Origin of the sequence: Streptococcus sp. 1004_SSPC, from assembly GCF_001069025.1 — a bacterium.
Classification (GTDB): Bacteria; Bacillota; Bacilli; order Lactobacillales; family Streptococcaceae; genus Streptococcus; species Streptococcus vestibularis.
In genome coordinates, this window is the sequence record NZ_JWGQ01000103.1 from 1 (window position 1) to 18,981 (window position 18,981).

The 18,981-nt window shown below is 31.3% G+C and carries 18 protein-coding genes and 1 pseudogene; 15 read left to right on the forward strand and 4 right to left on the reverse strand.

Annotated elements, in window-relative coordinates:
• Positions 1–131, forward strand: a 131-nt coding sequence (locus tag ADF62_RS11705; RefSeq protein WP_179944337.1) for an SH3 domain-containing protein, incomplete at its 5' end; no start/stop codon positions are given.
• 1,503 nt (positions 132–1,634) lie between these two features.
• On the opposite strand, the gene ADF62_RS07920 is transcribed toward ADF62_RS11705, so the two are convergent.
• Together ADF62_RS07920 and ADF62_RS07925 are read right to left on the reverse strand one after the other, a co-directional pair.
• Positions 1,635–2,948: a sensor histidine kinase gene (locus ADF62_RS07920; RefSeq protein WP_048788552.1), complete on the reverse strand. Its 1,314-nt coding sequence runs from the start codon at positions 2,946–2,948 to the stop codon at positions 1,635–1,637.
• Positions 2,949–2,957: 9 nt separating this feature from the next.
• Complete coding sequence (locus ADF62_RS07925; RefSeq protein ID WP_048788553.1) at positions 2,958–3,701, reverse strand: response regulator transcription factor; 744 nt, start codon at positions 3,699–3,701, stop codon at positions 2,958–2,960.
• A 998-nt stretch (positions 3,702–4,699) separates the two neighbouring features.
• On the opposite strand from ADF62_RS07925, the gene ADF62_RS10875 reads away from it, so the two are divergent.
• The 6 genes from ADF62_RS10875 to ADF62_RS07955 all read left to right on the forward strand — a co-directional run bounded on the left by ADF62_RS10875 (position 4,700) and on the right by ADF62_RS07955 (position 8,999).
• Complete coding sequence (locus tag ADF62_RS10875; protein ID WP_107373322.1) at positions 4,700–4,822, forward strand: putative RiPP precursor; 123 nt, start codon at positions 4,700–4,702, stop codon at positions 4,820–4,822.
• Between the two features lie 179 nt (positions 4,823–5,001).
• Complete coding sequence (locus ADF62_RS07935) at positions 5,002–5,718, forward strand: ABC transporter ATP-binding protein (RefSeq protein ID WP_048788555.1); 717 nt, start codon at positions 5,002–5,004, stop codon at positions 5,716–5,718.
• Positions 5,708–6,499 (forward strand): membrane protein, encoded by a 792-nt coding sequence (locus tag ADF62_RS07940; RefSeq protein ID WP_048788556.1) that lies wholly within the window; start codon positions 5,708–5,710, stop codon positions 6,497–6,499. Before ADF62_RS07935 ends, ADF62_RS07940 begins: the two co-directional genes overlap by 11 nt.
• 50 nt (positions 6,500–6,549) lie before the next feature.
• The gene (locus tag ADF62_RS07945; RefSeq protein WP_239665014.1) at positions 6,550–7,203 is read left to right on the forward strand and encodes a hypothetical protein; all 654 of its coding nucleotides are present in this window, start codon (positions 6,550–6,552) and stop codon (positions 7,201–7,203) included.
• A gap of 30 nt (positions 7,204–7,233) precedes the next feature.
• Positions 7,234–7,917, forward strand: coding sequence for a response regulator transcription factor (locus tag ADF62_RS07950; RefSeq protein ID WP_048788558.1), 684 nt, complete (start codon positions 7,234–7,236; stop codon positions 7,915–7,917).
• On the forward strand, positions 7,902–8,999 hold the full coding sequence (locus ADF62_RS07955) for a sensor histidine kinase (RefSeq protein WP_048788559.1): 1,098 nt from the start codon (positions 7,902–7,904) through the stop codon (positions 8,997–8,999). The genes ADF62_RS07950 and ADF62_RS07955 overlap by 16 nt, the downstream gene beginning before the upstream one ends.
• A gap of 433 nt (positions 9,000–9,432) precedes the next feature.
• Here the strand turns inward: ADF62_RS07955 and ADF62_RS07965 are convergent, their stop codons facing one another.
• Positions 9,433–9,759 (reverse strand): helix-turn-helix domain-containing protein, encoded by a 327-nt coding sequence (locus tag ADF62_RS07965; RefSeq protein ID WP_014634063.1) that lies wholly within the window; start codon positions 9,757–9,759, stop codon positions 9,433–9,435.
• Between the two features lie 159 nt (positions 9,760–9,918).
• Between ADF62_RS07965 and ADF62_RS07970 the strand changes: the two genes are divergently transcribed.
• From ADF62_RS07970 to ADF62_RS07995, 6 genes are all read left to right on the forward strand, one after another.
• Entirely contained in the window at positions 9,919–12,963 is a 3,045-nt protein-coding gene (locus tag ADF62_RS07970) for an SEC10/PgrA surface exclusion domain-containing protein (RefSeq protein WP_048788560.1), read from the forward strand.
• Between the two features lie 62 nt (positions 12,964–13,025).
• Entirely contained in the window at positions 13,026–13,388 is a 363-nt protein-coding gene (locus ADF62_RS07975; protein ID WP_048788561.1) for a hypothetical protein, read from the forward strand.
• Between the two features lie 246 nt (positions 13,389–13,634).
• The gene (locus ADF62_RS07980) at positions 13,635–14,600 is read left to right on the forward strand and encodes a hypothetical protein (RefSeq protein ID WP_048788562.1); all 966 of its coding nucleotides are present in this window, start codon (positions 13,635–13,637) and stop codon (positions 14,598–14,600) included.
• Positions 14,597–14,902: a DUF6287 domain-containing protein gene (locus tag ADF62_RS11575; protein ID WP_048788563.1), complete on the forward strand. Its 306-nt coding sequence runs from the start codon at positions 14,597–14,599 to the stop codon at positions 14,900–14,902. The genes ADF62_RS07980 and ADF62_RS11575 overlap by 4 nt, the downstream gene beginning before the upstream one ends.
• 499 nt (positions 14,903–15,401) lie before the next feature.
• The gene (locus ADF62_RS07990) at positions 15,402–15,785 is read left to right on the forward strand and encodes a hypothetical protein (protein WP_048788564.1); all 384 of its coding nucleotides are present in this window, start codon (positions 15,402–15,404) and stop codon (positions 15,783–15,785) included.
• Positions 15,786–15,952: 167 nt separating this feature from the next.
• On the forward strand, positions 15,953–16,516 hold the full coding sequence (locus tag ADF62_RS07995; RefSeq protein ID WP_239665015.1) for a hypothetical protein: 564 nt from the start codon (positions 15,953–15,955) through the stop codon (positions 16,514–16,516).
• Positions 16,517–16,621: 105 nt separating this feature from the next.
• Here ADF62_RS07995 and ADF62_RS11950 read toward each other — a convergent pair.
• Positions 16,622–16,867: pseudogene (locus ADF62_RS11950) on the reverse strand (IS30 family transposase); the annotation flags it as partial.
• 271 nt (positions 16,868–17,138) lie between these two features.
• On the opposite strand from ADF62_RS11950, the gene ADF62_RS08000 reads away from it, so the two are divergent.
• Complete coding sequence (locus ADF62_RS08000; protein ID WP_048788565.1) at positions 17,139–18,365, forward strand: AAA family ATPase; 1,227 nt, start codon at positions 17,139–17,141, stop codon at positions 18,363–18,365.
• Between the two features lie 9 nt (positions 18,366–18,374).
• Positions 18,375–18,935 carry a hypothetical protein gene (locus ADF62_RS08005; RefSeq protein ID WP_048788566.1) on the forward strand — a complete coding sequence of 187 codons (561 nt, stop codon included), beginning with the start codon at positions 18,375–18,377 and terminating at the stop codon, positions 18,933–18,935.
• Positions 18,936–18,981 lie beyond the last annotated feature (46 nt).

Sequence of the window (18,981 nt, forward strand, 5' to 3'; positions counted from 1 at the left end):
CTGCCAAGGCTGAATTTTATGTAAATCCAGGGGATAGCGTCTTTTACGATCAAGTTGTGACAGTTGATGGTCACACATGGCTCTCATGCATGACAGTGAGTGGTGCTCGTCGTTACGTTGATATTGCTTAATGATATAAAGAATCAGGTTGGACAATGTGTCCAATCTTTTTTGTCTCTCAATAATCACAAGAAGGTGCAACGTTTGATGAAAATTTATGGTTTGAGAGTTAGTATTCATCGTAAACGGAAGTATTCTTCATACCAAGGAGAGGTTAGAAAAAAGTAGAGATTTCTATTCAAATCCAGTATGAAGCATCCAAATGAATGGAAAAGTATTATACGAACGTGAATTTTCCATGCTAGCAAGCAAAAAAAACTCTCTTTGTCGCTAGTTTAGATAACTTTAGTAGCGTGATTATTGCCTATAATCTTTTTACACTAAACTTTAGTTCAAATAAAGACAATTTCCTTAGTCGACTATGCAACTCAAACTATTTGTACTGACCCAAAAAAGTTAGACAATTTATTTAGGAAAAGAATTTAGTTCTGTATTGCACAGGCCTAAGTCCTTTTTTACCATTTGTCAAGTATATCAAGGTATTTGATGACAAGGTCAGAGATTTAAATAGTTTCTTTATGACGACGTATTTAGGAACAAAAGAGTAGAACAATAACCTCATAAATTTCAGATTGTCTAATTATTTTTGTCCATATAGTTTCATCACATTCAACTAATGACAACTAACATTTTTACTATTGGTTACTATCACGATCAATAGTAATAGTATTTTTATATAATTCTTGAACTAACTATTGCTTCTTAAATAGCTATACATTTATAAATTAATAGAAATCATCACTGTAATAGGAACATATGGAATTAAATAATACCATTTATGACATTTGTGATACCAAATATGATAAAAATCGTAATTATTAGTTATTGATTGCTATACTATATTCGGAAAGTTAATCAAATAACTTTATAACAAAATTGAAGTAATATTATATATTAAAGGAATAGAGAAAGTAATGCAAAATCAATCAACTGCAAATGGGAACTGGTGGGAATGGTTTGGTCGCTATTAAGAAAATTAAGAAGAAAATTTCTATAATTTAATAGTGAATAATTCAACAAAAATTAAATTTTAGTCATTAATCTACATTCAGATATTTCAAGAGGCTTTCGTTGGAAAGTAGAATCTTTTTGTAACAATGATGCAGTCTCTTTATGTGTCCAGATGGACATATGACACGCCAGAGTGGGGTGCCATAAGGAAGGGACTAAGTCTAAAACCTCTTATATTCACCTCAAAACTAATGAACACCTATTTCAGATGAGGTTTCCGGTTTATATCGCTACAAGAAAGAAGCCCCAAATGTGGAACTTAAACACAAATATGGAGGGCATTAGGTTTTTTCAATAAGGAGTTATAAGAGACAACGACTATATTGGTAATCAATATAAAGAAGATTATAGCACTAATAAACCCAAATAAGTAAACAAAAGGAGGAATCTACCCAAATATGAGGTAGATTCCTCTTTTTATATTTTTTAAACTATAGAGATTATTTTTTCAGTGGACTTCTTATTGAGTCTCACTTAATACCTATAAAGATACCTTACAAAATCTATAATTGCTTACAAAATCTGATAGTTTGAGAAAAGAGATGATTTGCACTACGAGTGGTAATCGTAGATTTAGGGTATTTTTCCAATACGCTATTTACATTATGTAAACCAAGGCCTCTTCCCTCCCCTTTACTAGAGTACCCCCTATCAAAAATATGATTAATATCCACTTTTTCTGATTTTGTACTATTTTCAACGATAAGTACCAACGAATCATCATTATTCATGAAAGCAACAGTCATTCTTGGACTTATAGCTTCAATCGTAGCTTCGATAGCATTATCACAAAGTACAGATAGGATGGTTATGAAATCTAGTAATTCTATCCTAAAATTACTAACAGGTTCTTCAATCTCAACAGAAATTGAAATTCCCCTATTTTGTGCCTCAAGTAATTTAGCGGAAAGAATACTTTTGATAGCATCATTCTTAATATTACTAAGTTTAGCAATATCAAACTTACTATCATAGAATTGGGTTCCACTATCTCTAAGTACGCCATTGTATACAGTTTTAATAGCTTCAATATCTTGATTATCAATTCCTAATTTTAGACTGGTCAAAATATTAATGTAGTCATGACGGAAACTTCTAATTTCCTCATAAAGTGATTCAACCTGATGGCTGTAAATAGATAGTTCATTTAATTGAGTATCTTTTTGATCAATTATTTCCTTTTCTAGTTTTTCTTTTGAAATTGCATTGAGATAGAGTAGCATTACAAAAAACAGAACAATATAAAAGTTATTAATATGTCCTCTCCAGTTATCTGCATCAGCTAATTTGTCTCTATAAATAACAAGTATAGAAACTAAGAGCATATATACAAACATAGAGATGTTGATCAGTAATAATAAATACTTGAAATAGTAACGCTTGAAACCTTCTTTTATTTCGCTAAAATCTAACCTAAGAGATTTTACAATGAGTAAATGAAGAGGGAAAACCAGTAATTCAATTAAGATATCATACCAACTTAGTTTGACTTCATTGAAGACTGAGACTCCTAGTAAAGGGAAAACATAGAATCCTAACATTCTACCTAGCAAGCTATTAACAATAATGGGGTACAAGCCATAAAAAATATCAAGTATTTTACTTTTATACTTATTTTGATATATGTTATAAGCGATAAAGATAAAAAAGTATGCAAAGTACCCAACAGGAGGACATATGATGAGGAGTAGAACATACAAAAATGGACCAATAATACACCACAAAGGTTTGATTGGTTGGTTACTTATTTGTTGAAATAGTAACAATACTACTAATATCTTAGAGTAGAACAGCAATAAGTTTATAACTATATCCATAGAAACACCTTAACTTCTCAAAGATTTAACTTTTTCTAGGAGGCCCTTATATTTCGTACGTGAAATGGGACATTCATTATTATTTTCAAACATTACCATTTTCTCTTCCTTATTGATCCTTATGATATTTTCAGGATTAACGATAAATGAACGATGGCATCGATATAGGCGGTCATCAGCTCGTTCAACTTCTGAAATACTGGCATAGAACTCCATGCGTTCTTCTTTAGTATGCAAAATAACTTTATGTATTGTTGGAGATGTTTCAAAAAATAAAATATTGTTAAAAGGCACTTGAACATGGGCCGTAGCTGTTTCAAAAGTAAATGAATCTTGGGCAATAGTGGCACCCATTTTATCCATGGTATATTCAATTGCTAAATGAATACGTTCATAAAAATCTTCATCATCCAAAGCTTTATCAATAAAATCCAGTGCAGCAACTCTATATTTAAAAGTGACTGGCATAAATTCTGAATGTGTTGTTACAAAAACAATTGTTGCATTAGGGTCTTTTTTCCGAATTTCTTTTGCAATGTCTAGCCCCTTTTTTTCTTCTCCTTTAATTTCAATATCTAAAAAGAAAAGTTGATGAGAACCTCTTTCGGTAATCGCATCAAGTAGCTGGCTAGGTTTTCCAAAAATCTCAGGTCCTTTACATTTTAGAGATTTTTTTGCAATAACATTCTTAATAACGGTCTCTATTCGTGTTTGCTGTAAAAATTCGTCTTCTAAAATAAAAATATTTAACAATTAGTGTACTCCTCATTCGCTAAAATATTTAGTAACTGTGTTTTATTTCTCCTAAAACAAAAGACATCGAAGTCTTTTCCAATATTAAAAATTATATGACTTGTTGTTTTAGATAAGAATGATATTATTTAGGGGTAATTAATGCATTTCTATAGCATCTAAATAAAAATCAATATTTCTTCTCCAAGTTAATATTGTAAAAGTAGTGATTGGAATAATAGAACCGTCAAGTCGTAAATAGTCTGAGAACAATCATCATCGCTATATTTTTATCGTAGATGACAATAAATGAACCGTTTACGATATTCAACTAATTGAATGGTATAACCAAGCTATAATAAAAATAGAAATTGGAGGAGAGGTATGCTCAATATTGTAAAGCACTTTTGGTTGTTGATTACTGTAAAAAGGTATATAAAAAAATATAAGTTAAAAGTTAAAATTGGCAACCATTTTAATTGTTTAAGAATTACTACAGCAACCAATTGTCTATATTTTATCATACATACAAAGAAATGTAACTATGGAAAAAAAGTCAAAAAAATTAGGCGAAATAACGTTAGTGCACAAATTATTTTATTGACACCAAATGTTGATTATAAAAGAATATTCAATGAACACCTCGAACTCTTAGGTGTTATTGATATAAAAAAGTCATTAGCGGGATTTACTAATGACATTAGTGGATATCTAGATTACTTTTTTAATATCGAAAAGGTGCACTAACCTCCATGTACATGTAAACTGTACTTGAGGTTATTTTTTTATCATCCTATTAAATAGTTTTTTCGATATTTTATCGTAACAAACATTTTGTTTAGGAATTGCAACTCTACTGTAACGAATTTATTCCTTTTTGTGTTTACACAACTTATATTCCACTACCATCAGGAATTGTTTATAAATTTAAATTCTGAAAAAAATCGGAATAATCTTTGTTACTATTTTAATAGTCAGGCAGTCTGGACTATTAAATATTGACTTAGAAAGGAAAGTATATGAATTATACGAAGCCAGTTATAGAAAAAATTTCTGCTTTTAAAAGTGGTACTTCAGGATTAGTCGCAGGTAGCTTCAGAGATATATTTGGTGGTAGGGCTTTATTATTAATTAGAATATAATCTATTACCCGGACATATTCATTAAGTTAATATAGTAATTATTATGGAAAACAAGTAATCTACAGAGTGGGGGTGAAAAAATCTGAAATTTGTTCAATCTTAATCTATTTTCTGATATTTTTCCGAAATTCATTTTATAGAATTTAATAGAACAATTTTTAGCATAGGAGTATCGTATTATGACAAATAAGATTGAAATAAGAGATGTTACAAAAACTCTTAAAGAAGGAGATATATTAAAGAACTTAACCTTTACAGCTGAAGAGGGGGAAGTCACTGCCTTTTTGGGACCGAATGGTGCCGGAAAAAGTTCGACACTACGAATACTTTTGGGTCTGGATAGGGCATCTTCAGGAACTGCTTTAATAGGAGGTAAGAAATATTGTGATATTGAACGTCCTCTTTTAACTGTAGGAGCTTCTTTTGATGGTGTGGGGGCTCCTAGTGATCGAACAGTTTTTCAACATTTGAAAATTGCTGCTGCTAGTAATGGAATAGATTATTCCAGAATATCAGAGGTGTTATCTATTACTGATATTGAACATAAAAGAAATTCAAAAATAGGCAACCTTTCCTTGGGAGAGGGTCAGAGATTAGGTATTGCAACAGCGCTGTTGGGAAACCCCCAGTACCTGATTTTAGATGAACCTACAAATGGTCTAGATCCTAGTGGAATTAGATGGTTTAGAAATTTTATTCGGGAACAAGCAAGCACTGGTAAGACAGTATTGTTATCTTCACATATACTTTCAGAAGTAGAAGCGGTAACTGATAGGGTTGTTTTTATTAATAAGGGAAGTATCATAACTTCGGGTACACTTCATGATATAATGAATGGATTTGATAATCTAGAAGATGTTTTCTTTTATTTGACGGGAGGCAACTATGAGGAGTAGTATGAAAGGTCATAATATTTTATCAGAGCTATATAAAATTTTTTATAGCAAATCAACCAAAATAATTATACCAATTGTTCTTATTCTTCAGCCGCTATTGTCTTATATTAGTTCTAAACAAATTTTAACGGTTGGGTTGAACGCAACACCTGAAACAAACAGCAGTTTAGCAGAACCAATACCACCAATTGAATATATTGGTTTTGATGCAATACTATTGGGTTTGTTTGCTATGATTATTTTAGGAGCAATTCTTGGAAGTATGGAATATAAAAATAGTTCTTTACGTACCAGCTTGCTATTGTGCTCGAATAAGGTAGTATTTTTTGTAATAAAATTTTTTGTTACAAGTGTATTTATTTTTGTTGTGTCATTCGTTTCAATCTATTTATCTATTGCAAGTGCACAGTTTGGTTTGGGAAGAGAGGGGTTGAATCCTCTGATATTAAATAGTAATGTTTGGTACTTTATTTTATTGGGCTCATTGTCGTGGTCGCTACTAACGGTGTTATCCTATTCAATTGCTTTTTATTTTAAATCCTCACTTGGATCATTATTATTCTTATTACCACAAGTCTATAATTTAGGTAGTTTTCTTGCTGACAGAATTCAGCTTGCCAAGTATTTACCAGTATCTTTAGGGCAAGATTTAATTGCAACATCTCCTTTAAAAATCACAACACCAGGACGCAGTGTTTTATTTTTGAGTACTTGGGTGCTAGTAATTAGTAGCTTTGCATATTACAAATTTTTGAAAGAAGATGTAGGTAATGTTAGATGAATTCTTTTAGAAGTGAGTATTTAAAGTTTATTTATAATAAATGGTTATTATTGACTGTACTAGCAACTATAATTTTAGTACCTTTATTTGTTATTTTTTTACATGAAACTCCAAGTAATATAACCGAGGATTATGTTTTAACGCAAATCTTAGAAAGTTTCTATCTGGGACAAGCTGGTATTATTATCATTACAATACTATTTATAGGGCAAGAATTTAACGGTTCAACTTTAAGAAGCAGTTTATTAGCTAACCCAATACGATGGAAATTCTTTTTTACAAAATTAATAATTATATTATCAATAACTGTATTGGTTTGGAGTCTAGTTACCTTCTGTACTATTTTTGTGGTATATATTTATTATGGTATATTAATTCCTATACTTATTTATGCCTATGCAATAAAGATAACGTTGGTACTGATTGGGTTGGTGCTAATATGTTTTAGTTTAGTTCTTATAACAAGGAGTATAGTTGTTCCGATGGGGATGTCCTTGTCTTTCTTGTTGGGGTTAGGTCAAATGCTTCTGCAATTCAGTGATGCCTTTCTCTACTTCCCGATAATCTCCACCATGAATTCATTTTTTATGACTGAAAATCAACCTTATATACCTTCTACAGTAGGTATTGCAATTCAATTTTTATGGGGGATCTTGCTATTATCTTTCTCTATTTTGCTGTTTAGGAAGAGAGTGGTCCGATAAAAATCTTGTATTTTGTGATATTATTTAATTATGAAAGAAAAAAAAGTATATCGAATATTAGCAATTGATGATGATGAAAGTATTCTTCGTTTGATAAAGAATTCATTAGAACGATCAGAATTTGAAGTTACGACCAGAAGTGAAGTAAGTAACATAGATATTTGTTCATTTATAGGTTTTGATTTAATTTTACTAGATATTATGATGTCTATTGATGGTTTAGAAATTTGTAAATCCATTCGCGAACAAATCGATGTCCCGATAATTTTTGTAACAGCTAAGCAATTGGATAGTGATTTGGCTAGTGGGGTAAAGGCAGGTGCGGACGATTATATAAAAAAACCATTTAGCATTACGGAATTAGTTGTTCGTGTTAGAATGCATATCCAAAGGGAAGAGAGAAATCGTAAAAATAATAAAGAAATACGCACAAAGAATATGATAATTAATGTCAGCAAGCAAGAAATTTTGATTGAAGAAGAGATTATATCATTGACGAAGCGAGAATTTACAATTTTGTATACACTAGCAAGTAACCCGAAAAGAGTATATTCTGTAGAGGAACTCTATGAGAGAATATATCCATCGGAATCAGATGCACAATTTCGTTCTATTGCTGAGTATATTTATCAAATTCGTTCAAAATTAAAACCCTTTTCAATTAATCCGATCAAGACACAGTGGGGAGGCGGATATAGTTGGAACGAAAATTAGATTTTAAGGCTTTAGTAAAAAAGACGCAGTGGACAATTGTTAAACAATTTTGTTTGAATGTAATAGTAGCCTATATTTTTCCTATATCAACTATTTCTATCGATATTCATTCAGAAAATCAGTCAATCGCTAGTGGCTTGTTAGGGCTATTATTTAATGTTTTTTCATGGGTTTATATTTGTATATCTTTGATTATTATAGTTTCTATTAATATTAAAGATTTGTTAACAAGAGTAAAGCAAGAAATGGAGATTGTTTATCATGGTAGCATGTGGCTAACATCTGTAAACAATTCATCGAATTTAACAATTCTTGAATTCATAGAAACAAATAAACACATTGAATTAATGCAACAAAGAATTAAAAATATGATTCAGGTAGAGAAAGACCAAAAGGAGGATATTCTCTTTAAAGTTTCAGCGATGGCGCATGACTTGAAGACACCTTTGACTGTAATTAAAGGAAACTCGGAATTGTTGCAATTGGCACCTTTATCAGGTGTTGATGTTCAATGTCTTAAAGACATTGAAAGAGCAAGCAACCAATTAGATAGCTATTTTAATCAGTTAATCAACTACTCTAAAACTTTTTACTCTTATCAGATTTCTTTCCATCAGTATCGTATTAGTAATTTATCCAAAATACTGGAACAAGAGTGTGAATACCTTATTGGAGATAACATTGACTACAAGTATAATTCGAAGATAGACCGAGACTGTAATATTGAATTGGATTTAGATTTAATAATCCGTTCGGTGGCAAATATTGTTAATAATGCAATGGCTTATGCAGACGATTCTAAAAAGAGAATCAGAGTTATCTTTGAGTTAGAAGATGGTAGTATTGCCTTAAGTATTTGGAATAATGGTTCTAAATTTTCTGGTGATGTTTTAAAAAATTTTGGAAAATTATTTTATCGAGAAGACACTAGTAGAAATTCACAGTTTGAACATTTTGGAATAGGTTTGGCATTTGTAAAACAAGTAATGAGCATTCATTCTGGTGATATACAACTGCAAAATAAGGAAAAAGGGGCTATGGTTAAATTAATTATTCCTATAAAAAATAGTGATCACACCTAGGCTTGAATATCGTAATCTTGAATTCTATGAAGTTCATAAAGTAAGCGTATTGATAATAATTATTTCAAAATCTTTGCAATTAGCACTCATAACTGATTTATTCGACTCTTTTCCACCATTTGTCAAGTCTATCATGGTTTTAAGTAAAAAAAGAGAAAAGACAGTAGCTATTCTGAACTACACCCCAAAAGTTAGACAGGAAAAATCTAACTTCTGGGGTGTTTTTATTATGAAATTAACTTTTGAAGATAAGATACAAATCTGTAAATTTCTGAAACAAGGATGTACTTTTGTATGGAATAAAAATCAATTTGTATATCACAATGATAAATAAAGAAAGCTAAAAAGACTTATCTCTATCTTGCATAGAGATAAGTCTTTTACTTAAATTATATTTTAACCTAAAGTAGTTGTTAAGTTCAAAAAGTTTCTGCTATTTTGTTTCAGTCATAATAGTATTGATAGCTTTGATTAATTTCTTTTGTTTGTACGCAGGCAATGCTTTTAAATTATCAATCAGTTTTACCAAATCGCTATCTTCTTCTTTTAGTGTGACATCAAAGAAAGTGGGTATATCCACATCTAAGGCCTTCATAATTTTTTCAAGAGTTTTGATTTTTATATTAGGTTCTAGATTTTCAATTTTATAAACGTAATTTGTCCCTAATTCAGCTTTTTCTTCAAGCATTTCTTGAGTCATTCCCTCTTTTATTCGTAAGACTCTAATACGTTTACTGATATATTCTTGTAGATTTGACATAAACCACCTCGCAGGTTAATTTTACAACCATAAAAGGTTGGTTATAACACCTTAAAAGGTCAAAAACAACTTTACAAGGTTGTTTTTAAGTTATATAATGTAAACATTACAATATAGGAATTGTATAATTTATTGAAAATAAAAGGAGTTTTAGCGTTAATGGAAAAGAAAGAGGCTATTAAGGCATTGGCTAGTGTCTCGACGGTGATTGCAGCGACCGCACTAACGCCTGTCGCGAATGCTAATCAACAAGAAGTCCCAAAAATGGAAGTTGATACTTCAAGTTCTAAAGTAACTATTCAAGATTTTAAAGAAGCTGAGAACAAGCAAAGTGTAGCAGTACAAGCAGTAAACGCTCAACAAGATGTAGTTAAGAAAGCCATCACTGAAGAAGAAATAGCTGAAAAAAATGAAGCTACAGCTAAGGAAACTCTTGATGAAGCTCAAATTATCAAAGACAAGGCCACTCCTGCTGAAATTGATAAAACTAAACAAAATATTAGTGAGACAGAATCAGCAATCGAAAATCAAGATGTTCAACTTCAGAATGCTCAAGCTGAGACTGCTAAAGCTCAAGATAAAGTTAACAAACAAACTGAAATTGTTAACAGTGATCAAACAAAGATTACTACTCAAGAAACTAATGTAGCAAATGCTAAAGCCGATGTTGAAACTGCTCAAAAAAATCTTGATGGTACAGGAGCTAAAGAAATCATCTCAGAACGAGATAATTCTCAAAGTGATTTGGCAACGAAAAAAGCTGCTGAAGCTAATGCCAAAAGCAAGCTAGAAGAAGCACAGAAAGCTGATGCTGATAAAAAAGTTAAACTTGAACAAGCTGAAAAAGATGAAAAACTTCAAGTTAAAGCTGTTGAAGACACTTCTAAAACTTTGAGTGATGCTGAAGCTAAGGCTAAACATACTAAAGAGCAACTCAATAATGCTAATATTGCTGTAACTAATGCTCAAGCAGCACTTGATGGTACAGGAGCTAAAGAAATCATCTCAGAGCGAGACAATGCTCAAAGTGATTTGGCAATGAAAAAAGCTGCTGAATCCAAGGCTCAAAGCAATCTAGAAGAAGCACAAAAGACTGATGCTGATAAAAAAGCTAAAATCCAAACATTGACAGAAACTTTGACTGCTCAACAAAATGTAGCTTTGAGAACTTCAACGGAATTGACAGCTGCTATAGCTGTTGCGGCTGATGCTAAGTCTAAAAAAGAAGAAGCAGACAAAGCTGTAAAACGGTTGGAAGATAAACTAACTAGTTTAGAAAATCTTAGCACTATTGAAATTCCAGAAGAAGTTGCAAGTGCTTATCGAAACTTCTATGAAGATAAATCAGAAGCAAACAAAGATAAGCTCTTCGATGCTGTTCAAACTTGGTGGGATAACCGTGATTATAGCAAAGAAAACAACTATCCTGTTGACGACACTGTAATTAATGATCTTAGTGATTTAACAAAAGAACAAATTGCTAACCTCTCACTTTATCAAGCAGGCTTGATTCAACAAGTGCGAAAAATTATTTGGGGTGATTCTGAAATTCTTGTGACAGAAGATGTTGTTACAGCAATGAAGAATATCACAACTGCTTATTCGAACATGTCAAATCCTGATGGTGACCATCTTTTTAGTGCTCTAACTAATGATGGAACTGATACTACGCATTGGAAGGCAGAAAACCTCGGTTACATCAAAGCTAAACCAACTACAATGTCAGCTTTGTATAAAGGTATTTATAAATCTATTATCAATACTTTTGGTAGTGATTACAATCAGAATTATGCACATATTATTACAACAGTTGGAGGAAAACCTGACTATAAAAACGGTAAGGTTGTTCCAAATTATATTGGTGCTGCAACAAGCGTAACACCAGAAGGTCTTGGATTGATGCATGAAATTCATTTCAATCACACTTCGTCAGATACTGATAAAATATTAAGTAATCCATTTGACTCTTCGGTTGTAAAAACTCAACTAGCTAACGCTAAAGCTGTTCAAACTTCTGCGGATAATGCTAACAAAACAGCCCAAAACCGATTAAATACAGCATCAGTAGCAAATAACGCAGCTCAGGATGCTGTATCTAACACAACAAAAACTTTGAACGCACTCAAAGCAATTGCTGACCTCACACCTGATGCCAAAGCTAAGTTGGATGAAGCTACTGAGGTACGTAAGAATGCTGAAACTCGTTTGAACAATGCTCAAAAAGCATTTGACAATCTTAACTCAGATGTTGCTACTAAAACTAAAGCTCTTGCGGATGCAAAAGTAGCACAAGAAAAAGCCAACAACGCAAACAAAACAGCAAATGAAGAATTGAATTCTGCGCAGGCTAAAAATAAACTTGCTAATGAAGTACTCTCAGAAACTCGCAATAAAATTGCTTCACTCAAAGCAACTGCTGACCTCACACCTGATGCTAAAATCAAATTGGCTGAAGCGACTTCGGCGCGTGAATTAGCTGAGCTAAGATTAGTCAAAGCTCAAAAAGCTGTTAATAATCTTAACTCAGATGTTGCAAGTAAGACTAAAGCTCTTGCGGATGCAAAAGCAACTCTTCAAAAAGAAGAAGCTAAGTTGGAAGAACTTAAAGCTCAAAAAGCTAAAGACGAAAAAGAACTTGCTTCTCTTCAAGAAACAGTGAACGCTTTGAAAGTGAATGAAGTTAAAATCAAAGACGAGATTAAATCTCTTAAAACTAAACTTCAAGAAACAAAAGATTATCTTAGTAAACTCGAAAATGCTGATAGTAATTTAGAAAAAGCTAAAGTTGCTTACAAACTAGCAGTAGAAAAACATAAAGAAGCTAAATCAATTCTTGATAAAGAAACTGAAAAACTTAAACAGTTGCTTATCAATAAACGTGATGCAGTAGCTCAATATGAAGCTGTAAAAGAAGCTTATACACAAGCTCAAGTAAAAGCTCAATATGAAGCTATTGTTCAAAAAGGAGGAATTCCTGTTGCTATCCTTGATGAAAATGGCCAAATAGTAGGTTATAACTCTTCATTTTTCCGAGATGTCAGGACTGCTGTCCGTACTATTACCGATAATGTCGTTTCGAAACATGGCGTACCGATCTATCAAGCATCATTACCTGAAACAGGTGAAGGTGAGACAGCGGTTTATACGCTTTCAGGAATTACGTTTCTTGCTTTAGCAGGAGTGATGAGAAAGAAGAAGTTATAAATTACAGTTTCTAAATTGCTTTACTGAGTGAGAAGTTGAGAATAAAAATAGGAGAATATAAAATGAAAAAAGTATTAATTATTGTTTCTGTTGTTGTAATCGCACTAGCAGGTATTGGTGTAGGAGCATATTTCTTAACCCGTGAAAAGTCTCCGGAACATCAGGTTGTGGGGACTTGGTACGACGGTGAAAATGATGTAACGATTGAGTTGAAATCAAATAAGAGCCTAAAAATTACAAAAGAAAGTGGAGAATCAAGAACAGGTACTTGGCGCATTGCAGGTGATAAAATTAAGTTTACAGCAACAAGTGGTCCAAAAGCTGAAGGTGAACTTTCATCAGGAAAGATTGAATCTATTTTCTTTGAATTCACTAACACCAATGTGAGTTATGCACTTCACGATGCCACCTATGAAAAACAATAAATAGTTATAGGACTCCTATGAAGATTAATTGTACTCTTCAACGGAGTCCTATTTTGATGAAATAGTTTTTGCATATAGAATCTTTCAATTAATATTGACCTATTGAAAGATTTACTAACTATTGCTACCCTATATTATAGTTTGATCAACATCAAGTTGTAGAAAATTTGCTAATGAGTAGTGGTGGGGAATCAAATCAAAACATATAGAGGAAATAAATATATTGAAAGAACAGGAGAACTTAATATGAAAAAATGGATACTGATATCTCTTTTAAGCCTGAGTAGTTTGATCTTAGTTGCGTGTGGCTCTAATCAAATGAAGCAGGTAACACAGCCATCATCTTCGTCTAGTAAGCAATCATTAAAGAAGAATAGTCAGGAAGCATTTCAAACGGTCTTAGATCGATATAAATCTTATCAGAAAGCAATAAATAGTGGTGATGATAGTCGTTTAACTGAAGCCTTGAAACAGGTTGAAGCTACATCTGAGGAATACATGCTCATTGATAATTTAGGGCATTCTGGAACCTCAGTTGATTTTCAATATGTGTTTGTAGACTTAGATAAAGATGGACAGGACGAGTTATTGATTGGTAAACAAGATTATATTTCTGCAATCTATTACCTAAAAAAAAGTCAACCTTCATTGGTACATGTAGCCTATGTAGCTCCTGTTGGTGGGGCACGTTCATCTCTCACTGCTTATGAAAACGGTCAGGTGGTATTTGCTGTCTGGCAATCATCGAATCCGGAAGTAAACCTAACTTTATACAAAGTTGAAGCTAGTGTCCCAAATAAGGAAAAAGAAACTACGATACAAATGAATGATAAGAAGAAAATCGAAGATGAATTAGGTATCTCGTCTACGGCTTTGAATCTCAAAAACTTAAAGTGGGAATCAATTGATAAAGGTTCAACGACTTCTTCAAAAGAAAGCGATATGAAATCTTCTAGTCAGAGTGAGGATATTAAGTCAGAAACTGGTTTTCAGGTTCGTGTGCAAATATCGGATTTGGAAATACGCAAAGAACCAAGTGCTAAATCTCAGTCTTTGGGCAAGATATCTCAAGGTATTCATACTATTGCGGAAACAACAAATGCAGAAGGTTACACTTGGGGGAAATTACAATCTGGTCAAGGATGGATTGCTCTTGATTATACGGAACGAATAGAAGGTGAGAAAAAACTCAATCGGAATCTAGTAGTATGAACATCCAAGAAATTCAAACAGGTAATTTTTCAAGTGTTAAAGGATCTTGGAGAAATGAACAAGGAAATAGTATTACTTTTGATGCCAATGGCTTGATTCAAGTTAATGGTAAACCTGCGGGTGATGTAGTTTTTGATAAGTTCGTCGTAAAAGGAGAAAAGCTCACAGCCGTTACAAAAACATCAGAAGGTATTAGTGAGACACCAATTGTATTTACTCCGTCGGGACAAGATGGAAGAGAGTCAATTTTTTGGAGTAAAAATCATGTCAGTGATGGTACGGATGTTTATTATAGAGAGTAGAAGACTAGTCATTTTATTGAATCACAAAAAGAGTCGCTTTTCATTAGCGACTCTTTTAATATACTTCAAAAGGTAGATTATTTCTGTATAATCTTTGAGCTGTGGGTCTTTATTAAAAAAATTATTTTGTTTTTTAAAATTCAACTTTTCTGACATACTATATAGTTACCAAAGTAGAGAGGCAAAAATATATATAATTACTAAAAGTGAAGTTACTTATGATTTTTATGCTTATCACTTACAGATATAACAAGAACTTAAAATATAAGAGAGGTGACTGAACTTATATTTAAGAAAAAACTACGACTATTTTTGAGAAGTAAAAAAATTATTTTGATTTTTTTTAGATTCAACTTTTCTGACATACTACAGTTGTATAAACAGGAGGTTAACTATATGATAAATATTCTTTTTAGAGATTAGGCTAGCTATGAACTTGACCAATTTGATACGGAATAGTTCTGTTAATTATTGAATTAGATTAAGAAAGGTTTGACAAATGAAAACTGTAAAAAAATATATTAATAAACAAATCATGACAATAGTGGATGATCTGATTGAGAAAAGAGAAGAGATGGATATTGTTATCAACTTCGATACTTACGAAGATGACTTCTATGTAGATTTATCTCGAGATAATCAAGAACTGTCGTTCGCTTTTGTTGAGGATACATTGAGAATTGTAGTTTATCACTCTTGCCATTGTAAAAAAACGTTTGAGATTAGAGAGATGGATGAGATTTTAAATTTGAACTATGCTATTGGTATGTTGCTTGAATCATTCTTGTTTAATGAATGGTATAATCTTGTAGCCGATTTAGCGAAACATACGCTCTGGGGAATGGTAGAAAAGTACAAAAAAGACAAGGTGAACGATATTTGATATAATAAAACAGATAATTAAGTAAAAATTTAATAATAGACGATTTAATATAATGGAAAAATAATTTTTACTGTTGCACATTTTAAAGTAAGAGATGAAAGGATTAATAATATGAGGACTCCCAAAAATTATATTCAGTTGGTAAATGACAAAAAATTACGAATGAGATGATTGCAGAATGTATTTATTCTGTAAACAAGCGAGCTAAAAATCATCGTGATAGAATAAGAAAATATAAAGACGATCGCTACAATCCGTATACAGTAAGAAACATTGAAAATGCTGAAGATGAGATGGAAAAATACTATACGATGAAAGAAGAATTGTTAACAGTGTTTGAACCATCACTAATCCATCAACAATATGTAGGGGAAGAGACAAAACGAGTATTTAGTACTGAAAAAGGCTATGATAAATTATTGCAAGAAAAAAGTAATGATATCATTTGGAAAGGTGGTTACCGTGATGAAAATGATATAGAAGTAAAATTTTTTGATTATAAGTTAGGTAGGAAAAAATATTTATATTTTTTATTTTATGAAATTGGGGAGTATAGTTTCCATTTACCAATTCCAGAGCAAAAGGCTAAAAAGTATACTAAATTACAAATTAAAGAAATTGACAAAGATTTTAAGACTCATGGTGCTAATATTGAAGGATTACTTTCAACACAATTTGTAAATAAAGTCTTGAATTTACTACAAAGTGGTGACTATAAAATTGTGGAATAAGAAAAAGATAATATAATAAAATAAACATACTGAGAAGTTTGAATCTCAGTATGTTTTTATCATTCGAAAACCAATAGTTTTAGAGGATGTCATTAGCTTTTGTTAAAGCTGATAAAGACCACAAATCTGTTCAGGAGGCCAGGAGGATTTTAAACAATCATCAACTTCCTTTTTTAACTTTGGTATCAAACGAGACTTCCGACTTTTTTGCTTAGCCCTGTGGTTGTAGTGTTCCTGTGCTAAGGCTAGGGAATAGCCATTTTTGCATCATTTTAACTCACTTTAAATGATAGACTTATGGACTCCAAGTTTACTTGCAATTTGGGCTATGATAAGATAGGAGTAGCTCATAGTTTTTCCTCGGGTTCTGATTGTGTGGTTACTTACAGTTTACACCAATAAAACGCTATGAGTTCTTTTGGTGCACTATATTTTACAATTTAACATAAGTAATAAAGCTGGTTAAGAACTGCTAGGACATATAAAAAATGAATCGCCTTCCCCTATATAATAATGTATTCTATCAAAAATAACAGATAATTACAAAAATCAGTAGTTATATGTTGTTTTATTTGGGAAATTTATATAAAATAGCTATATAAAAATAATTAGGAGTAATGAAATGAAATTATTGAAAATAATAATTGAAGACGTCGCTTTATTTGAGAAAAAAATTGAAATAGACTTTTTCTCAGAAGCACGAGTTAGCTCAGATGAGAAACACGAATTGATCCATCTATTTAATAATTTCTATGTTAATAGAACTCTTACATTTACTGGGTTAAATGCTTCTGGTAAAACTCAAATACTAAATGCTATAATAGTTGCGCTTAATATTATCCAAGCTAAATCTATAAACTACAGTCCAAGGGTAATCTTGGAAAATTCTGACGCTAGTAATATTTTACATCTAGAGAATAATAAAAAAGTAAAATACACAATATTTTTTTATGACGAAAAAAATGGTAACCAAACAATTAATAAATTAGAATCGGTCATTTCTAGAAGATTCGATGAGGAAGAGGGAGAATATAAATACTTTTTCGTTGATGAGACTTTCTCATCAAAGAAGGCAAAATCAGTACGCTCAAAAAAAGAAATATTTAATTTCACTTCCATAAAGGAAGAGCATATAATAACAAGAAATAAAGGTGATAAAAAATATTTAGGCTTAAGTTCGGATGTTAGCATAATAAATATTCTCTTTAATTTAAAAAAGATTGAGAAATTATATTATAGAGATACACTAAGTTATACAAACTTTAATGTTCTGAGCGGTTATGGTAATATTCCACATGAATTAATTACCTATTTGGATCCAAGTATTGAGGAATTAAAATTTGTAAAAAATAAAAAAAATAAGACTGTAAGAGTTAAACTTAAGTTTAAAGATCAAGTTAATTCAATTGAACTTGACTCTATACCTGAGTTACATAGCATTTTGTCATCAGGTACAGTTAAAGGGCTTGGTTTGTTTATGGATGCGTTCTTTACATTACGTTCAGGTGGAGTAATAATCGTTGATGAATTAGAAAATCATTTTAATAGAGAAATTGTTTCTACTTTCATTAATCTATTTTTGGATAGAAAAATGAATCCAAATGGAGCCATTCTGATTTATTCTACTCATTATTCAGAACTGTTAGATATAATTCCTAGAAATGATTCAATCTATATTGTAAGAAAAAAGAGACAAATTGAAATTGAAAAGTTTTCAAACATTATTAAAAGAAATGATATAAGTAAAGGTGATATCTTTATTAAAGGAATAATTGATAATTCCACTCCACAGTATTCATCGGAAAATTCATTAAGAAATATTATTAAAGAAAGATTCTTAAAAAAGTAGGTCTTAAATATGCCAAAAAAATATAGTGCGATTATTTGCGAAGGGGCTGCTGAAGAGGCTATTATCGAAATATTATTAGAGAATCATTGTCTTATTATTGAGAATGATGAATACCTGATTAATGATGGTCCAATAAAAACTCGAGGTGCAAAGGATTTTTGTGATAAATACATGGGTAAAGATTATGGATCTAAGATTGCCTTGTTCAGGATATTAGATTCAAAAAGAGAAAATTTTAATTTTAGAACTGCTAAGTATAGAAAAATTTTTGAAGAAAAAATTGAAGTTATAAATGTAATTACACCTCCTGAAATCGAGTTACTAATAATTGTTAGTGAAGAAAAAAATGAAGATTTTAATAGATCAGGCCTTTCTAAGCCAAGTGATTATTGTAAGCAAAAATTAAAATTTAGCAACGTGAAGTCATATGATTTTGTAAAAACCTACTTTTATGATATCAGTAAACTTCTAGATGCTATAAAGAAAGTACATAGTATTAAAAAATCATCAATTCCAAATGATTATCTAACACTTTTTGATTTATTAAAAGATGAATATAAAACATACTAAGATTAGTAGTGAAGAAATCTCCGACGGGAGAGAGTACTCACTACTT

What these genes read in the sequence shown, in the direction of transcription:
- ADF62_RS07920 (WP_048788552.1), bottom strand. Translation starts at nt 2,948, where the DNA reads ATGGATATAGTTATAAACTTATTGCTGTTCTACTCTAAGATATTAGTA.
- ADF62_RS10875 (WP_107373322.1), top strand. Translation starts at nt 4,700, where the DNA reads ATGAATTATACGAAGCCAGTTATAGAAAAAATTTCTGCTTTTAAAAGT.
- ADF62_RS07935 (WP_048788555.1), top strand. Translation starts at nt 5,002, where the DNA reads ATGACAAATAAGATTGAAATAAGAGATGTTACAAAAACTCTTAAAGAA.
- ADF62_RS07940 (WP_048788556.1), top strand. Translation starts at nt 5,708, where the DNA reads ATGAGGAGTAGTATGAAAGGTCATAATATTTTATCAGAGCTATATAAA.
- ADF62_RS07950 (WP_048788558.1), top strand. Translation starts at nt 7,234, where the DNA reads ATGAAAGAAAAAAAAGTATATCGAATATTAGCAATTGATGATGATGAA.
- ADF62_RS07965 (WP_014634063.1), bottom strand. Translation starts at nt 9,759, where the DNA reads ATGTCAAATCTACAAGAATATATCAGTAAACGTATTAGAGTCTTACGA.
- ADF62_RS07970 (WP_048788560.1), top strand. Translation starts at nt 9,919, where the DNA reads ATGGAAAAGAAAGAGGCTATTAAGGCATTGGCTAGTGTCTCGACGGTG.
- ADF62_RS07975 (WP_048788561.1), top strand. Translation starts at nt 13,026, where the DNA reads ATGAAAAAAGTATTAATTATTGTTTCTGTTGTTGTAATCGCACTAGCA.
- ADF62_RS07980 (WP_048788562.1), top strand. Translation starts at nt 13,635, where the DNA reads ATGAAAAAATGGATACTGATATCTCTTTTAAGCCTGAGTAGTTTGATC.
- ADF62_RS11575 (WP_048788563.1), top strand. Translation starts at nt 14,597, where the DNA reads ATGAACATCCAAGAAATTCAAACAGGTAATTTTTCAAGTGTTAAAGGA.
- ADF62_RS07990 (WP_048788564.1), top strand. Translation starts at nt 15,402, where the DNA reads ATGAAAACTGTAAAAAAATATATTAATAAACAAATCATGACAATAGTG.
- ADF62_RS07995 (WP_239665015.1), top strand. Translation starts at nt 15,953, where the DNA reads ATGATTGCAGAATGTATTTATTCTGTAAACAAGCGAGCTAAAAATCAT.
- ADF62_RS08000 (WP_048788565.1), top strand. Translation starts at nt 17,139, where the DNA reads ATGAAATTATTGAAAATAATAATTGAAGACGTCGCTTTATTTGAGAAA.
- ADF62_RS08005 (WP_048788566.1), top strand. Translation starts at nt 18,375, where the DNA reads ATGCCAAAAAAATATAGTGCGATTATTTGCGAAGGGGCTGCTGAAGAG.